Origin of the sequence: Limnohabitans sp. Bal53 (assembly GCF_003063355.1) — a bacterium.
Taxonomy (GTDB): Bacteria; Pseudomonadota; Gammaproteobacteria; order Burkholderiales; family Burkholderiaceae_C; genus Limnohabitans_A.
On record NZ_NESH01000001.1, the window covers coordinates 551,251 to 568,896 of the forward strand.

The window sequence follows — 17,646 nt, forward strand, 5'->3', positions numbered from 1 at the left end:
GCCTGTCAGGCTTCAAGCCAGCTGCAGAAATTCAAGGATTTGCGGCAAGTGGTATTCAAAATCGCTCAGGGCGTGATCGCCGCCCTCGATCAGGCGCACTTGTCCAGACTGGTGGCAGGCCAGCATTTCGCGCCAGTCCAGCACCTCATCACCCTTGGCGATGATGGCCAGCGTAGTGGGCAGTGTTAGTGGGGGCTGACTTTCAAGCACTTTGAGCTCTTGCACATAAGCGGGCTCAAAAAAGATGCTTTGCGCGGGGTCTTGCCAGACCGGGTGCTCGCCGATGTATCGCGCCAAATCGCGCGAAGGGTGCACGGCTGGGTTGATCAGCACCGCTGGGATGGCCAAGTGCGCCGAGAGCCATGCCGCATAAAAGCCCCCAAGCGAAGAACCCATGACCGCCATCTGCCCACGCGGCCAGGTGGCAGTGCCCTGCAGCAACAGGTCCATGGCTTGGGCGGGCGATGCGGGCAACTGTGGGCACCACCAGGTCACACGGGGGTGCAGGGCTTGCACCCGCTGGGCCATGATTTGGGCCTTGGCCGATTGCGGCGACGACCGGAAACCATGCAAGTAAAGCAAATGGGTGGTGTGCACGGGGCTTCAGATTTCGATTTTCGAGCCCAGCTCAACCACCGCATTGGTGGGTAGGCTCAAAAACGCAGCCGCGCCGGAGGCGTTGTGGTGCATCTGGGCAAAGATTTTTTCACGCCAGGGCGCCATGCCGCCGCCGATGGTGGGGATCACGATGTCGCGCGAGAGGAAGTAACTGGTCGTCATCGGATCGAGCTTGTAGCCCTCACCCCGGATTTTGGTCAAGGCCGTCGGCAAATCGGGGTTGTCCTTGAAACCGTAGTTCACGATGACTTGCCAGCAATCATGTCCCAGCGGTGTCACATCCAGACGCTCTTGGGCATCGATGCGCGGCACTTCGTGGCTGCGCACGGTGACAAACAGGTTGCGTTCGTGCAGCACTTTGTTGTGCTTCAAGTTGTGCAGCAAGGCGTTGGGCACATTGCCGGACTCGGCCGTGAGGAACACAGCCGTGCCCTCTACCCGTGTGGGCGGCGAAATGAACACGGCCTCCAGAAAATCCGTCAGGCGCAAGGCGTCCGAGCGCAAAGATTCGTTGAGCAAGCGGCGACCATCGTGCCAGGTCAGCATCAGGGTGAACACCGCCGTACCGATCAAGAGCGGGAACCAGCCGCCGTCGAGCAGCTTGAGCAGGTTGGACGCCCAAAATGCCAGATCGACCACAAAGAAAAAGCCTGTGGCGCCGATGCACAGCGCCAGCGGCAGCTTCCAGGCGTAGCGGATCACAAAGAAGGTGAGCACGGTGGTGATCAGCATGTCGGTGCACACCGCAATGCCGTACGCTGCAGCCAGGTTGCTCGACGACTTGAACATGACCACAGCCAGCACAATGGCGACAAACAGGCCCCAGTTGACAAAAGGCATGTAGATTTGACCCGTGTCGGTCTCGCTGGTGTGTTGCACCTGCAGGCGAGGCAGATAACCCAACTGAATGACCTGTTTGGTCACGCTGAACGCGCCGGAAATCAAGGCTTGCGAGGCGATCACCGTGGCCATGGTCGCCAGGCCCACCAGCGGCAGCAAGGCCCAGTCGGGGGCCATCATGAAGAAGGGGTTTTTGACGGCCTCGGGTTCGGCCAAGAGCAAAGCGCCCTGGCCGAAATAGTTCAATGTCAGACAAGGCATGACGACGCTGAACCAGGCCAGACGGATCGGTTTTTTACCGAAGTGCCCCATGTCGGCATACAGCGCTTCGCCACCCGTGACGCACAAGACCACCGCCCCCAAGATGATGAAAGTGGTGCCCGGGTTGTGCCACATGAAGCCCAACGCATAGTGCGGGCTGATGGCCAGCAAAATTTCGGGGTGGTGGGCGATGTGCGACACGCCCAGCACCGCGATGGTGGCAAACCAGACCAGGGTGATGGGGCCAAAGAACTTGCCGATGCCAGTCGTGCCGCGTTTTTGGACCCAGAACAAGCCAAACAGGATCACCAGCGTGAGCGGAATCACGTACTTTTTGAAAGTGGGAGAAATGACCTCCAGGCCTTCGACTGCTGACAGCACCGAAATGGCGGGGGTGATCACCCCATCGCCATAAAAAAGGCAGGTGCCAAAAATGCCCACGATCAGCAAAACCTTACGCAGCTGTGGCCGATCTTTGACCGATTGCGAGGCCAGCGCCAGCATGGCCACCAACCCGCCCTCGCCATGGTTGTCAGCGCGCAGCACCAGCACCACGTACTTGACCGACACGATGGTGGTCAGTGTCCAAAAAAAGATCGAGAGGATGCCGTAGACGTTGTCGGGGGTGAAAGGCACATGGCCGGAGCCAAACACCTCTTTCATGGCATACAGCACGCTGGTGCCGATGTCGCCATAAACCACACCAATGGCCCCCAAAGTCAGGGCGGCAAGTGAAGAACGGGTAGAGGCCACACGAAGGGGCGGCACCCGCATGGGGCCGCTAAGCTGCGAAGAGGGCTATTGTGCGCCCTCTTTTTCCGCACTGTCACGGCTCATTTTTAGAAATGTTGCAGTGCAACAACTGGTCGTTTGACCCGGGGCCCTCTTCAGTCGTAGACCTCGGCCTCAGGGTCGGTGGCTTCGAGCTCATAACTGGCGGCCAACATGGCCAAGCGGCCAATCACGCCATACATGTAAAAGCGGTTGGGCACACTGGCGCCAGGTTTGACGCCGGGCTGGGGCAGGTGCGGGGTGTCGGCAAAGGCCAAAGGCACAAAGCTCGCGCCCGGGGCGTTGAGGTTCTCGTCCACACCGCGCTCGGCATGCACGCGGTAAAAGCCGCCCACCACATAGCGGTCCATCATGTAGACCACCGGCTCGGCCACGGCGTCGTTGATGCGCTCATTGGTCAGCACGCCCTCCTGGATGATCACGTCGTTGACGGTCTGGCCGTCTTTGATGATGTTCATTTTGTTGCGGGTTTTGCGGTTCAAAGCATCCAAGTCAGACACATCACGCACCGTCATGATGCCCATGCCATAGGTGCCGTTGTCGGCTTTCACCACCACGAACGGTTTTTCGTTGATGCCGTATTCCTTGTACTTGCGCTTGATCTTGGTCAGCAGCGCGTCCACGTTGCTGCGCAGGCAGTCCATGCCGGTGCCTTCGGCAAAGTTCACATCGCCACACTGGCTGAACATCGGGTTGATCAGCCACGGGTCGATGCCCAGCAGCTTGCCAAAGCGCTTGGCCACCTCTTCGTAGCTCTGGAAATGCTTGGTCTTGCGGCGCACGCTCCAGCCCGCGTGCAGGGGCGGCAGCAAAAACTGCTCATGAAGCTCTTCCAGAATGCCCGGAGCACCGGCCGACAGGTCGTTGTTGAGCAAGATGGTGCAGGGGTCGAAGTCTTTGAGGCCCAGGCGGTGCTGGCTGCGCACCACGGGTTCAAGCGTGACGCTTTCGCCGTTGGGCAATTCGATGGTGGTTGGCTCTTTGATCTCGGGGTTGATCGAGCCCATGCGCACATTCAGGCCCGCCATGTGGAAGATGCGCTGCAACTGCGCCACATTGGTCAGGTAAAAAGTGTTGCGGGTGTGGTTCTCGGGGATGATCAGCAGATTTTTGGCCTCAGGGCAGATCTTTTCGATGGCCGCCTGCGCCGCTTGCACCGCCAAGGGCAGCATCTCTGGCGTCAGGTTGTTCCAGCCGCCGGGGTAGAGGTTGGTGTCCACCGGGGCCAGTTTGAAGCCCGCGTTGCGGATGTCCACCGAGGTGTAGAACGGCGGAGTGTGTTCCATCCACTCCAGGCGGAACCAGCGCTCAATGGCGGGCATGGAGTCGAGGATGCGCTGCTCCAACTCATTGATGGGGCCATTCAGGGCGGTGATGAGGTGGGGAACCATGGGCATCCTTTATCGCGAAAATCAGATCAAAATTAAAAATCATATGGGGCCGGCCTGCGCCATTGCAAGCGCCAACCGGACACTGTGCCAGCCGCTTGTGCGCCTGTGCACGGAAAGCGCGGCACTCAGCCGCGCACCTCGCCTTCGCCCAACACCACGTACTTGAGCGAGGTCAGGCCTTCGATGCCCACCGGGCCACGGGCATGGAACTTGTCGGTGCTGATGCCAATTTCGGCACCCAGCCCGTACTCGAAACCATCGGCAAAACGGGTGCTGGCGTTCACCATGACGCTGGCCGAGTCCACCTCGCGCAAAAAGCGCTGGGCGTGCATGTGGTCGCGCGTCAGGATGGCGTCGGTGTGGTGGCTGCTGTAGTGGTTGATGTGGGCAATCGCCTCATCCACCCCCTCGACCACCTTGATGCTGATGATGGGCGCGAGGTATTCCTCGAACCAGTCTTGCTCGGTGGCGTCCTTGAGGTTGGCTTTGGCAATTTGACTCAAAATCGCCTTGGCCTTGGGGCAGCAGCGCATTTCAACCCCTTTGGCTGCGTAAATCGCGCCGATCTTGGGCAAAAATTCAGCGGCCACGCTGCGCGCCACCAGCAGACTCTCACTGGCGTTACAAGGACTGTACTTCTGGGTTTTGGCGTTGTCCGCCACTTTCACAGCCATGTCGATGTCGCACGGGTCGTCCACGTAGGTGTGGCAATTGCCGTCCAAATGCTTGATGACGGGCACTTTGGCTTCGGCGCTGATGCGCTCGATCAGGCCTTTGCCGCCTCGCGGAATCACCACATCAACAAACTGCGGCATGGTGATGAGCTGGCCCACCGCGGCGCGGTCGGTGGTTTGCACCAGTTGCACTGCATCTAAAGGCAGACCGCTCTCGGTCAACGCCTGCTGCACCAATTTGGCCAAGGCCTTGTTCGACTCAATCGCTTCAGAGCCGCCGCGCAGGATGCAGGCGTTGCCGCTTTTGATGGACAAACTGGCCGCTTCGATGGTCACATTGGGGCGGCTCTCGAAAATCATGCCGAACACGCCAATCGGCACGCGCATCTGGCCCACACGGATGCCGCTCGGCACCTGCTTCATGCCGATGATCTCGCCGATCACATCGGGCATGGCCGCCAATTGCTCGCAGCCTTGGGCACAGGTCTCCAACACCTGGGGTGTGAGTTTCAAGCGGTCCACCATGGGCTCAGCCAGCCCGGCAGCGCGGGCGCGCTCCAAGTCTTTGGTATTGTCAGCTTGTAGAGCCTGAGTGTTCTCACGCAACAAGGCAGCCAAATGGCGCAAAGCCTGATTTTTGGTGGCCGCAGAGGCTTTGGCCATCAGCGCAGACGCTTTTTTGGCCTGTTGGCCCAAGGACTGCATGTGTTCAGCGGTGTTCATTTCGGTCATGTGGCCATTTTCGCAGAAGCCAATGACGCTTTGGAGCCAACCTGCCATGTGCATGGGCAGTCATCGGACGCTGGTGCAATCAACGCACGACGCAAAAACGCGAGAATCGCACAGCCAAGCGTTGCAGGGCCTGCCAGGGGTCGGTCGGCCAATCGGGCACTTTCAGGCCTTTGACGATCCCGTCGACCTGGTGGGCCGCTTGCAGCAGGCCATTCAAGCGGGCTTCGCTCATGCGTGGCAACACGCGCTCGAACAAGCGTTCGCGCGGGCCCCAAACGCGCTGCTCGCGCAGGGCCATGGGCAAGGGTTTGCCGGCGGTCATGGCGTCTTTCACGCGCTTCATGGCACGAATGTCTTCTGCGAGGGTGTAGTGCACCAGCACAGCGGCCTCGCCCTCGGCCTGCAAGCCGTCGAGCATGCGCTGCACCCGGGCCACCTGGCCCGACAAGACCGATTCGGACAACTTGAACACGTCATAACGGGCCACATTGACCACGGCCGACTCGACCTGCGCTTGGCTGAGTTCGCCTGCTGGGTAGAGCAGGCCCAGTTTCTGGATCTCCTGGTGCGCAGCCAACAAATTGCCCTCCACGCGGTCGGCAAAAAACTGCAGCGTGCGTTGGCCCTCTTCGCCTGCGGCCACGCTTTGGCCCTGCATTTGCAGGCGCTGGGCGATCCATTGAGGCAAGGCATTGCGCTCGACCGGGTCGGTGGCGATCAGCACGCCATGGTTTTCCAGGGCCGCAAACCAGGCCCCTTTGCGCGTGGCCGCGTCCAGTTTGGGCAGCATGACCAGGGTCAATGTGCTGTCATTGCCTTGGGTGGATGCAGCCATTTGCTGGATGGCCGCGCTGCCCTCCTTGCCAGGCTTGCCCGAGGGAATGCGCACCTCCACGATTTGTTTGTCGGCAAACAGACTCAGCGAACCCCCTGCGGCCAGCACCTCGCTCCAGTCGAAATGGGCCCCGGAGACGGTGTGCACACTGCGCTCGGTGTAGCCCTGCGCGCGTGCGCTGGCGCGGATGGCGTCGGCCGCCTCTTGCTGCATCAGGGGTTCGTCGCCGTGCAGGATGTACAGGCTGCGCAGGCCTTTTTGCAGGTGCGCACCGAGCTGGGGCAGGGCCAGTTGCATGGCGCGTCTCAGGGTTGGGCTGTCGCCGCGGCACGCGGCTTGACCGCCGACAGTCGCCGCATGATCTGCTGCACGATGTCGGTCTGCATGTCACGGTACAGGGTGGCTTGCTCGATTTCCTTGGACAGCGCTGCGGTTTCGGTGAAACTCAGGTCACGTTGCTGGGCCAGCTCGACCGGTTCGATCAGCACCAGGCCTTGCGGCATGCGCAAACGGAACCGCACACGCAAGCGCAATTGCAGCTCGCGCACCTGGCCCGAGGCGTTCACGCCGACCACCGCCTGCTGGCGTTCTTCACTCAGAATGTCCAGTACCGCATCGGCTGTGGCCATTTGTGCGGGCTCGGTCAGCAGCGTGATGCGGCCCGTGCCCAGCAAGTTGCGGCGCAACTCCACACCCAAGGGCGAGCTGGTCGAAAAATTGGCGTACAGCGTTTTGAACGGGTAATCGCCCGCGCTGCGCAGCTGAAAGCCGCAGGCCGAGAGACCCACCAGCACAGGCCCAGCACCGAGCAACTGCCAACAGCGGCGGCGTGAAGTGTTCATCACAGGGAGATCATCGGGGTGTGCGGGCATCAGTCCGTGGGCTCACAGCACCACGTTGACCAAACGGCCAGGGACCACAATCACCTTCTTGGGCACGGCACCAGCCGCTTGCTTGACGACGGCTTCATGGGCCAGGGCAGTGGTCTCGATCAGCGCTTTGTCGGCTGCAGCGGGCACCAAGATGGCACCACGCAACTTGCCGTTGATCTGCAGCATCAGCTCAATCTGGTCACGCTCCAGGGCCGACTCGTCCACAGTGGGCCAAGGCGCGTCGAGCAACTCGCCTGCAGCTTGAGCAAAACCCAGCTGCTGCCAGATTTCGTCGGTGATGTGTGGGCAAGCGGGGTAGAGCATGCGCATCAAAAGCGAGAGCCCTTCACACAGGGCGGCGGTGTCGCCTGCGCTGGCATCGGGCTTGAAGTCTTCCAGCGCGTTGAGCAGCTTCATGCAACCGGACACCACCGTGTTGTACTGCATGCGCTCATAGTCGTAACCCACTTGTTTGAGCACCAAATGCATTTCGCGGCGCAGCGCTTTGGCCGAGTCGCCCAATACAGCTTGGCTCAGATCTTGACCCGTGGCCGAGCGCAACAGCTCGTGGTGCTTGAAAGCAAAGTTCCAGACCCGGCGCAAAAAGCGGTAGCTGCCTTCCACGGCCGAGTCGTTCCACTCGAGCGTGACTTCGGGCGGCGCGGTGAACATGGTGTACAGACGTGCCGTGTCGGCGCCGTAGCGCTCGATCAGGTCTTGTGGGTCGACGCCGTTGTTCTTGGACTTGGACATGGTGCCCACGCCCTCGTAGTCGATGGCAGTACCCACCGGCAGGCGACCGTCGCCGCTGTCCGCTTCGTTCTTGAGCTTGGCGCCAATGACCTTGCCGGTCTCGTCCAGCACATGCTCCACGTCGTGTGGCCAGAAATAGTCCTTGCCACCCTTGGCCGTGCGGCGCGAGTAGATGTGGTTGAGCACCATGCCCTGCGTGAGCAGCTTGCTGAAGGGCTCATCGACCTTGACCAGGCCCAGGTCGCGCATGACCTTGGTCCAAAAGCGGGCGTACAGCAAGTGCAAGATGGCGTGCTCGATGCCACCAATGTACTGGTCCATCGGCATCCAGTAATCGGCACCATCGGCGACCATGGCTTGGTCATTCTTGGGGTCGCAATAGCGCATGAAATACCAGGACGAATCCACGAAGGTGTCCATGGTGTCGGTTTCGCGGCGGGCGGGCTTGCCACACACCGGGCAGGTCACCCCGGCGTGAAAGCCCTCGTGCTTGTGCAGCGGGTTGCCCGAGCCGTCGGGGATGCAGTCTTGCGGCAGCACCACGGGCAGGTCTTTTTCGGGCACCGGCACCGCGCCATGTTCGTCGCAATGGATGATCGGGATCGGCGTGCCCCAGTAGCGCTGGCGGCTCACGCCCCAATCGCGCAGACGCCAAGTGGTTTTCTTCTCGCCCAAGCCTTTGGCGGCCAGTAACTCGGCCACTTTGTAAACAGCGGCTTTTTGATTCAAACCGTCGAGTTCACCGGAGTTGATGCAGACGCCGTCTTTGGTGGCATACCACTCGGACCATGCGGTTGCATCGAAGACCTCAGAGGCCTTGGCTTTGCCTGCGTTGGGCAACGATGTTGAGCTTGCGTCTGAGGCGCCCGACGCAGGCGAAGACAAGGCCGGGGCACGTGCAGCAACAACCTGCTTGATGGGCAATGCGTATTTCAAGGCAAACGCAAAGTCGCGCTCGTCATGTGCAGGCACACCCATCACGGCGCCGTCGCCATAAGACATCAACACGTAGTTACCAACCCAAACCTCGACCTGAGCACCCGTCAACGGATGCGTCACAAACAGGCCTGTGGCCACGCCCTTTTTCTCTTGGGTGGCCATTTCGGCCTCTGTTGTGCCGCCACTCTTGCACTCTTCCAAAAACGCCGCCAAAGCGGGGTTGCTGGACGCAGCGTGCAACGCCAGAGGATGCTCAGCCGCCACCGCGCAAAACGTCACGCCCATGATGGTGTCTGCACGGGTAGTGAACACGTACATCTTGCCGTCGCCAATCAGCTGACCGTCAGCACCTTGGATTTCGTGCGGAAACGCGAAACGCACACCTTCGCTCTTGCCGATCCAGTTTTCCTGCATCAGGCGCACTTTGTCGGGCCAGCCGTTGAGTGTGGCCTTGTCGTTGCCGATCTGGACATGGTCCAGCAGCTCTTGCGCGTACTGGGTGATGTTCAGGTAGTAACCGGGGATTTCGCGCTTTTCCACGGGCGCACCGGTGCGCCAGCCTTTGCCGTCGATCACCTGTTCGTTGGCCAGCACCGTCTGGTCCACCGGGTCCCAGTTGACAACCTGGGTCTTGCGGTAGGCGATGCCTTTTTCCAGCATCTTGAGAAACAGCCACTGGTTCCACTTGTAGTAGGTCGGGTCGCAAGTGGCGACTTCGCGCGACCAGTCGATGGCCAGGCCCATGGCCTGCATCTGCTTTTTCATGTACGCGATGTTCTCGTACGTCCATTTGGCCGGGGGCACGCCGTTTTTGAGGGCGGCATTTTCAGCAGGCAGGCCAAACGCGTCCCAGCCCATGGGCATCAAGACATTGAAGCCCTTCATGCGCAGGCTGCGCGTGAGCATGTCGTTGATGGTGTAGTTGCGCACATGGCCCATGTGCAGCTTGCCACTGGGGTAAGGCAGCATGGAGCAGGCGTAGAACTTCTTTTTGCTGGCGTCTTCGGTGACGCGGTAGGCATCGCGAGCCGTCCAACGGGACTGCGCTGCGGGTTCGACTTCGAGGTGGTTGTACTTGTCTTGCATAGGGCTAAATTGTAGGGGCTGGGCGGGCTCTGGCTTGTGGCAGGCGCAGCCAGGCCCACGCCGCTCGGACGAGGGCAACTTCAGGGCGAAACCACCTCGGCCACAAAGCCGATCCGGCTCAAACCGGCTTTTTGGGCCAGGCCCATGGTTTCGACCACCCGGCCGTAGGGCACGGACGCATCGGCACGCAGCTCCAGCTCGGTCAGTGGGTTACGGCGTGCAGCTTTGGACAGTTGTTCGTGCAAGGCGTCTTGGGTGATCAGCTGGTCGTTCAGGAACCATTGACCTTGCGCATCGACCACCAGAACAAAGGCCTGTGGCGCAGTTCCTGCCTCTCCAACCTCGCTTTGGGGCAGGTCCAGGCGAATGGCACTGGTCATCAAGGGGGCGGTCAGGATGAAAATGACCAGCAGCACGAGCATCACGTCCACCAGCGGCGTGACGTTGATCTCGCTCATGGGCGCATCAGCTGGGCGGCTGGGCAGGCGTCCAAAAGACATGGCCGCTCAGTCCCGGGGGCCGGCGAGCAAGGCGCGCACATCATGGGCAAAGCCTTCGAGCTCGGCCTCGATCTGCCCAATGCGCCGCCCCAGCAGGTTGTAGCCCAGCACCGCCGGAATCGCCACCGCCAGACCGGCTGCTGTCATGACAAGGGCCTCGCCCACAGGCCCGGCAATTTGCTCAATGCGGATAGGACCACCCTCGGCCATACCGCTCAGGGCATTAAAAATGCCCCAAACAGTGCCCAGCAAACCGATGAAGGGTGAAGTGGAACCGGCCGTGGCCAGCAACACCTGCCCCCATTGCAAGCGGCGCAGCACCGATTGCATGGCCTCGCGCAGCACGCGGGTGAGTTGGTGGTGGCGTTGGCCCGCCGAAGCCAAAGTGCCCCCCAAAGGCAGCAAGGTGGCATCGAGCAAGGGCAGCACACAGGCTTCACGGTCAAACTGGGCCACGCGCTGGCGGGCATCGTCAAAACCTGCGGCTTGCCAAAAGGCGGCCACGCTGCGCGGCACGTCTTGCGTGACACGGGAGAGCAAACGCCATTTCCAGGCGATCACCACCCAACTGCCCACAGACAAAGCCAAGAGCAAGAGCGCCAGCACACGGCTGACGACATCGCTGTGCAGCAGGAAGTCGTTCAAGCTCATGGGCGGCTTTCGGGCAGCGGCGCGTCAGCGCAGGTTCAGCACGTCGAACATGTCAAACAGGCCACGCGGCTGATTGGCCAAAAAGCGCACGGCCCGCAAACTGCCCTGCGCGTAGGTGGCACGGCTGGAGGATTTGTGCGTAACCTCGATGCGCTCACCAATACCGGCAAACAGCACCGTATGGTCGCCCACGATGTCACCACCACGAATGGTCGAAAAACCGATGGTGGAAGGGTCGCGCTCGCCCGTGTGGCCATAACGCTCGTACACGGCGCAGTCTTTCAAGTCGCGCCCAATGGCCTCGGCAATGACTTCACCCATCTTGAGGGCAGTGCCTGAGGGCGCGTCCACCTTGTGACGGTGGTGGGCTTCGATGATTTCGATGTCGTAACCGGTCGACATGGCTTGCGCAGCCATTTGCAGCAGTTTGAGGGTGACGTTGACGCCCACACTCATGTTCGGCGCCATGACGATGGCGATGTCGCGGGCGATCTCGGCAATCTCGGCTTTTTGCGCATCGGTAAACCCCGTGGTGCCAATGACTGCCTTGACGCCCAGCTCGCGGCAGACCTGAAGGTGGGCCAGTGTGCCTTCAGGGCGCGTGAAATCGATCAAGCAGGATGCGCCTTGCAGGCCTGCGTGCAAGTCAGCGGTGACGCTGGTGCCGGTGACCCGGCCCAGCGCGGCCCCGGCGTCTTGACCCAAAGCGGGGCTGGCCGCGATGTCCAGCGCACCCGAGAGGCGGCAGTCGTCGGTGGCCAAGATGGCTTCGATCAGCATGTGCCCCATGCGACCGGACGCGCCGGCGACGGTGATGGGCAAGAGGTGGGTTGAGGTCATGGCTTGAATGGGCAAAATATGAAGGGCTGGGCCTTAGGGATCACGTCAGGAGACATCCAGCACGGGGTGTTCAGCGGGTGGCCGGCTCCAAAGGTGGGTAGCTGCGCGGCAAAGCCGCAGGCGCGGCGACTGATGCAGGTGCATCAGCGCGGGTAGCTGGCGCCTGGGCCGGGGCGAACGCCTTCAACTCTTCTTCGCTCGCTTGCAATTTGGGCAATTTGCCCACCGACTGGGGACGCACCAAACGTCCGGCAAACTCCGACTCACTGGGCAACACATCGCTGTCGACTTGTTCGAGCAGATCGCCCTTGAAGTAAACCGTGAGCCTGAAGTTTTGCGCTGGCACGCCCTGGCGCTGGATGCTGAAGGCGTAGTCCCAACGGCTGGCATGGAACAAACTGGCGATCAGGGGGGTTCCCAAAATTTCGCGCACCTGGGCACGTGTCATGCCGGGGCGCAAGGCTTTGCGCTGTTCATTCGAGACAAAGTTACCTTGCACCACCTCGGGCACAAAGGGCTTGAAGGTGTCGCGATTCACAGCGCTGGGCAAGTTGCCGCAACCGGCCAGGCTCGCGCCCAGCAAGAGGGCGGCCAAGCCTTGAGCGGTCAGACGAAAAGTCAGGGAAGCTGTCATGGTTGAGGGTGTGCCGATATGATCGGGTCATTGTAGCGGCTGCCTTGCCGCTGGACTGCCACCAGCCCCCTAACCAGACAGCCCATGAGCCAGATCGACGAACTGAAAAACAACGGACTCAAAGCCACCTTGCCACGCATGAAAATCCTGGAGGTTTTCCAAAGCGGCACGATGCGCCACATGACCGCCGAAGATGTGTTTCGTCAACTGCTCAAGGACAACGCTGACATCGGCCTGGCCACCGTGTATCGGGTGCTGACCCAATTCGAGCAAGCGGGAATTCTCAGCCGCAACCACTTCGAAAGTGGCAAGGCGGTCTACGAGCTCAACGAAGGCCAGCACCACGACCACATGGTTTGTCTGGACTGCGGTCGGGTGGAAGAGTTTTATGACGCAGAAATTGAATCACGCCAACAGGCTGTGGCCCAAGCCAAGGGTTTTGTGATCGCCGACCATGCGCTGAGCCTTTACGCACACTGCATGCAAAAGCCCTGCCCCCACCGCAACGCCCGTTGAACAAGCGCTGGCTCCGCGCTCAACCCATGGCGCGGCGCTGGCGCTCGATGAAGTCCTGGTAAGTGTCGATGCCACGCATCTGCAAGATGGTGTTGCGCACAGCGGCCTCTACCAACACCGCGATGTTGCGCCCGGCCATGACCTGGATCACCACCTTCTGCACCGGAATGCCCAGGACGTCTTGCCGCAGAGGCTCGGAGGGCAGGCGCTCGTAATCGCGCTCCAGGGTTTCACGCCGCACCAAATGCACAATGAGTTTGAGCCGCATCTTGCGGCGCACTGCGGTCTCGCCAAAGATGGCTCGGATGTCCAAAAGTCCAATGCCGCGCACTTCCAACAAGTTTTGCAGCAGATCGGGGCAGCGCGCTTCGATGGTGGTCTGGTTGATGCGGTACAAGTCCACGGCGTCGTCGGCCACCAAACCATTCCCCCGCGAGATCAACTCCAGCCCCAGCTCGCTTTTGCCCAGACCCGATTCGCCCGTGATCAGCACGCCCATGCCCAAAATATCCATGAACACGCCGTGCATGGTGGTGCGGTCGGCAAAGTGTTTGGACAAATACGCACGCAGCACATCGATCACAAAAGCCGAGGAGTGCTCGGTGGCGAACATCGGAATTTGCGCACGCTCGCACATGGCCAGCAAGGCCTCGGGCGCGGTCTGGCCATCGGCCAACACCAGCACAGGCGGCTCCAGCGTCACGATGCGTGCGATGCGCCGCGAGCAGTCGTCCGGCGTGCCATTCGTGAGGTAAGCGACTTCGCGTGGCCCCAGAATCTGCACGCGATAAGGATGGATGTAGTTGAGGTAGCCCACCAAGTCTGCGCCGGAGCGGGCTTGGCGGACGGCCACTTCATCAAAACGCCGCTCTGAAGCACCCAGCCCGGCTTGCCACTGCCACTTGAGTTGATGGCGGTGGTCCTCAAAAAGGACATCGGCGCTGATGACGGTGGGTTTCATCGCCTGCAGGCTGTGAAAGGATAAATCAGGCGGTTTGGGCCGATTGCCATTGGGCAATCAACTGGTGCAGGCCCACTTGGGCTGTGCTGCTTTTGATGCTTTCGCGCAAAGCGGTGTCGCTGAGCAGCTCGGCTATCTCGGACAGAATTTCAAGGTGCTTTTGGGTCGCCGCTTCGGGCACCAGCAAAAAGATCAGCAAATTGACCGGCTGCTCGTCCGGTGCGTCAAAGCCAATGGGCTGGGCCAATTGAAAGACAGCGGCCATCGGGGCTTTGAGGCCCTTGATGCGACCGTGTGGTATGGCCACACCGTGGCCCAAGCCGGTCGAGCCCAATCGCTCGCGGGCAAACAGGCTGTCGGTGACCAGGGCACGCGACAAGCCATGCAGATTCTCAAAGAGAAGTCCGGCTTCTTCGAATGCACGTTTCTTGCTGGTGGCTTCCACCCCCACAAGAACTTGGGCAACAGGCAATATGGATGAGAGTCGGTTCATGGTCGAGGCCGGATTATGCACCCGATCCGCCAACAGGCTTTGTCGCCAGCCTGACCGGGTCTCGACAGCTCGTGTCTGCTGGCCGCTCAAGGGGCAAAAAAAAGGGCCACTTGAAGCGGCCCTAGAGAATGAGAGATGAAAAAATCACATCATGCGCTTGGGCGCACTGTGGTGGTGGTCGGTGATGCGGTCCTTGTGTTTGACCACCTGACGATCGAGTTTATCCACCAGATCGTCCACCGCCGCGTACAGGTCCTCGTGAGCGCTCTCGGCAAACAGGTCATTGCCTTTGACGTGGATGTTGCATTCGGCGCGTTGGCGCTTGTCTTTTTCCTTCTGCTTTTCGACGGTCAGCAGCACTTTCACATCGACCACCTGATCGAAATGCCGGGTGATGCGATCGAGTTTCCCCGTGACGTACTGGCGCAAAGCCGGGGTCACTTCCAAATGGTGCCCGCTGATGGTTAAATTCATAATCGTCGCCTCCATAGATTCAGGGTAAAGAAAGCCCCGCCTTCGCGGGACCCTGAAACCACCTTTGAGGGGTGGCTCGACCCCACTATGCGCGCCCCAAAATGGAAAAGCAATACGCCACCAACTAAACCTGCAAAGACCCGTTCTTTTGTCCCCAAAGCCTCATTTCGGTGCTATCGTACGGATTGAATCAGGGCTTCGGGCAGGCCCCCTTAGACCATCACGGGCCCCTGAACTCCTCAGCCTGCCGCCTGCGCAGGCGCCCCATGCAAGCGCAAATGCCCGGCCAGCCAAACGCTGAGCAAACTGGCCACCACCCCCAACAAACCCGCCACCCAATATCCGGTGAGTTGCCCCTGCGCGTCGCGCCCGATGATGAGCCCTGCCACCAGTGCAGCCATGCCCATGGAGGCCGACTGAACGGCCGAGTTCAGGGTCATGAAGGTGCCACGCAAACGGGGCTCAACTGCCGAAGAAATCATCGCCATGCCAGGAATCATGCGCCCACTCATCATGGTAAAAAACAGCGTCGAGATGGCCAGCAAGCCCCACAAGGGCAGCCCTTGCGAGAGGGTGGTCGCCATCAATGGCACGGTCACCGCCAAAGCCAGACGCTGGAACATCTTCACCTTGCCCACCCGGTCCGTCAGACGGCCAAAATAGCGAGCGCTGAGCAAGGTGGCCACGCCACCGCACAGGTAAATCCAAGGCACCTCAGAGGCCTGCATGCCCGCATTGGACTGCAGGTAAATGGTGATGTAAGGAATGACCGTGAACGCCGCGAACATCATCAGACCCGACACGGCAAACGCCTTGAGGTGGTTGGGCTCGGCCAGCACCTGGCCGATACCACGCCAAACACTCACCCGCTCAGGGTGGTGCAAGTGCGCGTCCAGCCGGGGCAATGTTTGCCAGGCGCCCAGCGCCAGCAGGCCCACCAGTGCGGCGATGCCCACAAAAGGCGCATGCCAGTTGAAATGTGCGGCCAAAAACAGACCCAGCGGCACGCCCGCCACGGTGGACACGGAAAAAGAGGTCATCACCACGCTCATGGCGCGGCCTCGGCGCTCAAAAGGAATCACATCGGCCACGATGGTCTGCGACAGGGCCGACAGGACGCCGCCAAACAAACCTGCGGCCACACGCGCCACCATCAACCAGACATAGTCGGGCGCCAAGGCGCAAGCGAGCGTAGCCAACCCGAACAGGCTGTACATGCCCAGCAGCAGCTGCTTGCGCCCGAAGCGGTCAATGTAGGTGGTCGCCATCAAACCCGAAAAGCCTGCCGACAAGGTGTAGGCCGAGACCAAGAGCCCAAACTGGGCATTGCTGATCCCAAAAAGAGCCGTGAACTGAGGCCCCAGGGGCATCATGATCATGAAATCGAGGATGTGGGTGAACTGGATGCCGGCCAGCGTAAAAAGCAGCCAGCGCTCGCGCCGTGGGGTCAGATGGGGAGTGGTCATGAAACAATGCCGTGCAATTGTCTGAATCTAACACCCAGGCCCTGCCCCTTCTCGCACCATGCACATCGACACCTTGACCGACGCCGCCAACCACCCCCTGCGATCGCCCCTGAACGGTCTGGTTCTGATGGGTGGTGGTGCACGCACCGCCTACCAGGCCGGAGCGCTGGAGGCCATCGGTCGCTTGCTCGGTGGCAAGGCAAGCGCGAGGCCTTTTCCATTTCAGGTGCTGACAGGCACCTCGGCCGGGGCACTGAACGCCACTTTCTTGGCCAGCAAAGCCCTGCAGGGCCTGGCCGGGCTGGACGATCTGGCCAATTTTTGGACCCAGATCCGCACAGAAGCCGTCTACAGCCTGCCCCAGACCCCACTGGACAAGTTCAGCCGATGGGCCACAGCAGTGGGTTTGTTGCGCTCGGCTCGCACCCATGCTGCCGCGATGGACAGTTTGGCCTTGGTCAACACCTTGCACCAAGCGATTGCCCTTGAAAAAATCGACACCGCATTGCAAAGCGGCGTGCTGCAGGCCCTGGCCGTGACGGCATCCAGCTACTCCAGCGGGGTGCACTGGACGTTTTGCCAAACCCGCGATGGCCAGCCGATCCCCTGGAGCCGCCCGGGACGGCGCGCCGAGCAACAACCCATCACCATCGAGCATCTGATGGCGTCCAGCGCCATCCCCTTCATCTTCCCGTCCACACCGCTGTGGGTGGATGGCGGCATGGAGTTTTTTGGGGATGGCTCCATGCGCCAGATTTCCCCCCTCTCAGCGGCCGTGCACTTGGGGGCCGACCGGATTTTGGCCATTGGCGTGGGACAACCCCCGAGGGTCGGTCAGGGTGCACACAACCCGGGAAGGCCGTCTTTGGGCACGATTGCCGGACACGCCATGGCCAGCGTGTTCCACGACACGCTGGAAGCTGATGTGGAACAAATCGGGCACATCAACCAGTCGCTGCAGACCTTGCCCCCTGCGCTGCGCGCACAGTTGCCGTTTCGCCCGGTACAGGTGCTGGCACTGCAACCCAGCGCCTCGCTGGACGCGTTGGCTCAAGAGCATGCACACACCCTGCCCAGGCCCATTCGACGGGTGCTCGAGGGGCTCGGTGCCCTGCGCGGCAGTGGCGCGGCACTGGCCAGCTATTTGTTGTTCGAGCCGGACTTTGTGAACGCGCTGATGGCCCTGGGGCGTGCCGATGTACAAGCTCGCGCCGACGAAATACGGGCCTTTTTGGGCGAAAACGCTACAGCGGCAGTGCGATAATCACCCGATTCATTCTGGAGACACATTGCTGTGGAAACTACCCCGAGTGGGTAG

17 protein-coding genes are annotated in these 17,646 nt (G+C 60.9%); 2 read left to right on the forward strand and 15 right to left on the reverse strand.

What is annotated here, in order from left to right; genetic code table 11:
* Positions 1-12: 12 nt before the first annotated feature.
* The 11 genes from B9Z50_RS02570 to B9Z50_RS02620 all read right to left on the reverse strand — a co-directional run bounded on the left by B9Z50_RS02570 (position 13) and on the right by B9Z50_RS02620 (position 12,418).
* A complete protein-coding gene (locus B9Z50_RS02570; protein WP_108362095.1) occupies positions 13-597 on the reverse strand; it encodes a YqiA/YcfP family alpha/beta fold hydrolase in 585 nt (194 codons plus the stop codon).
* Positions 598-603: 6 nt separating this feature from the next.
* Positions 604-2,493: a potassium transporter Kup gene (locus B9Z50_RS02575; protein WP_370463049.1), complete on the reverse strand. Its 1,890-nt coding sequence runs from the start codon at positions 2,491-2,493 to the stop codon at positions 604-606.
* 113 nt (positions 2,494-2,606) lie between these two features.
* Positions 2,607-3,902: a glutamate--cysteine ligase gene (gene gshA / locus B9Z50_RS02580; RefSeq protein WP_108362524.1), complete on the reverse strand. Its 1,296-nt coding sequence runs from the start codon at positions 3,900-3,902 to the stop codon at positions 2,607-2,609.
* 125 nt (positions 3,903-4,027) lie between these two features.
* The gene (locus B9Z50_RS02585; protein ID WP_108362525.1) at positions 4,028-5,308 is read right to left on the reverse strand and encodes a glutamate-5-semialdehyde dehydrogenase; all 1,281 of its coding nucleotides are present in this window, start codon (positions 5,306-5,308) and stop codon (positions 4,028-4,030) included.
* 79 nt (positions 5,309-5,387) lie between these two features.
* Positions 5,388-6,440, reverse strand: coding sequence for a DNA polymerase III subunit delta (gene holA, locus B9Z50_RS02590; protein WP_108362096.1), 1,053 nt, complete (start codon positions 6,438-6,440; stop codon positions 5,388-5,390).
* An 8-nt stretch (positions 6,441-6,448) separates the two neighbouring features.
* Entirely contained in the window at positions 6,449-6,985 is a 537-nt protein-coding gene (gene lptE / locus B9Z50_RS02595; protein ID WP_108362526.1) for an LPS assembly lipoprotein LptE, read from the reverse strand.
* 42 nt (positions 6,986-7,027) lie between these two features.
* On the reverse strand, positions 7,028-9,793 hold the full coding sequence (gene leuS, locus B9Z50_RS02600; protein WP_108362097.1) for a leucine--tRNA ligase: 2,766 nt from the start codon (positions 9,791-9,793) through the stop codon (positions 7,028-7,030).
* 80 nt (positions 9,794-9,873) lie between these two features.
* Positions 9,874-10,293 carry a biopolymer transporter ExbD gene (locus B9Z50_RS02605; RefSeq protein ID WP_108362098.1) on the reverse strand — a complete coding sequence of 140 codons (420 nt, stop codon included), beginning with the start codon at positions 10,291-10,293 and terminating at the stop codon, positions 9,874-9,876.
* 6 nt (positions 10,294-10,299) lie between these two features.
* Entirely contained in the window at positions 10,300-10,944 is a 645-nt protein-coding gene (locus B9Z50_RS02610; protein ID WP_108362099.1) for a MotA/TolQ/ExbB proton channel family protein, read from the reverse strand.
* Positions 10,945-10,968: 24 nt separating this feature from the next.
* Positions 10,969-11,784, reverse strand: coding sequence for a 4-hydroxy-tetrahydrodipicolinate reductase (gene dapB, locus B9Z50_RS02615; protein WP_108362100.1), 816 nt, complete (start codon positions 11,782-11,784; stop codon positions 10,969-10,971).
* Positions 11,785-11,854: 70 nt separating this feature from the next.
* Positions 11,855-12,418, reverse strand: a complete 564-nt coding sequence (locus B9Z50_RS02620) for an outer membrane protein assembly factor BamE (RefSeq protein WP_108362101.1) — start codon at positions 12,416-12,418, stop codon at positions 11,855-11,857.
* Between the two features lie 84 nt (positions 12,419-12,502).
* Here B9Z50_RS02620 and fur point away from each other — a divergent pair, with 84 nt between their 5' ends.
* Complete coding sequence (gene fur / locus B9Z50_RS02625; RefSeq protein ID WP_108362102.1) at positions 12,503-12,934, forward strand: ferric iron uptake transcriptional regulator; 432 nt, start codon at positions 12,503-12,505, stop codon at positions 12,932-12,934.
* Between the two features lie 19 nt (positions 12,935-12,953).
* On the opposite strand, the gene hprK is transcribed toward fur, so the two are convergent.
* The 4 genes from hprK to B9Z50_RS02645 all read right to left on the reverse strand — a co-directional run bounded on the left by hprK (position 12,954) and on the right by B9Z50_RS02645 (position 16,328).
* The gene (gene hprK, locus B9Z50_RS02630; RefSeq protein ID WP_108362103.1) at positions 12,954-13,895 is read right to left on the reverse strand and encodes an HPr(Ser) kinase/phosphatase; all 942 of its coding nucleotides are present in this window, start codon (positions 13,893-13,895) and stop codon (positions 12,954-12,956) included.
* A 25-nt stretch (positions 13,896-13,920) separates the two neighbouring features.
* Positions 13,921-14,388: a PTS sugar transporter subunit IIA gene (locus tag B9Z50_RS02635; protein WP_108362104.1), complete on the reverse strand. Its 468-nt coding sequence runs from the start codon at positions 14,386-14,388 to the stop codon at positions 13,921-13,923.
* 144 nt (positions 14,389-14,532) lie between these two features.
* Positions 14,533-14,862, reverse strand: coding sequence for a ribosome hibernation-promoting factor, HPF/YfiA family (gene hpf / locus B9Z50_RS02640; protein WP_108362105.1), 330 nt, complete (start codon positions 14,860-14,862; stop codon positions 14,533-14,535).
* Between the two features lie 239 nt (positions 14,863-15,101).
* Positions 15,102-16,328 carry an MFS transporter gene (locus B9Z50_RS02645; protein ID WP_108362106.1) on the reverse strand — a complete coding sequence of 409 codons (1,227 nt, stop codon included), beginning with the start codon at positions 16,326-16,328 and terminating at the stop codon, positions 15,102-15,104.
* A gap of 58 nt (positions 16,329-16,386) precedes the next feature.
* Between B9Z50_RS02645 and B9Z50_RS02650 the strand changes: the two genes are divergently transcribed.
* Entirely contained in the window at positions 16,387-17,592 is a 1,206-nt protein-coding gene (locus B9Z50_RS02650) for a patatin-like phospholipase family protein (RefSeq protein WP_108362107.1), read from the forward strand.
* The last annotated feature ends 54 nt before the right edge of the window (positions 17,593-17,646 follow it).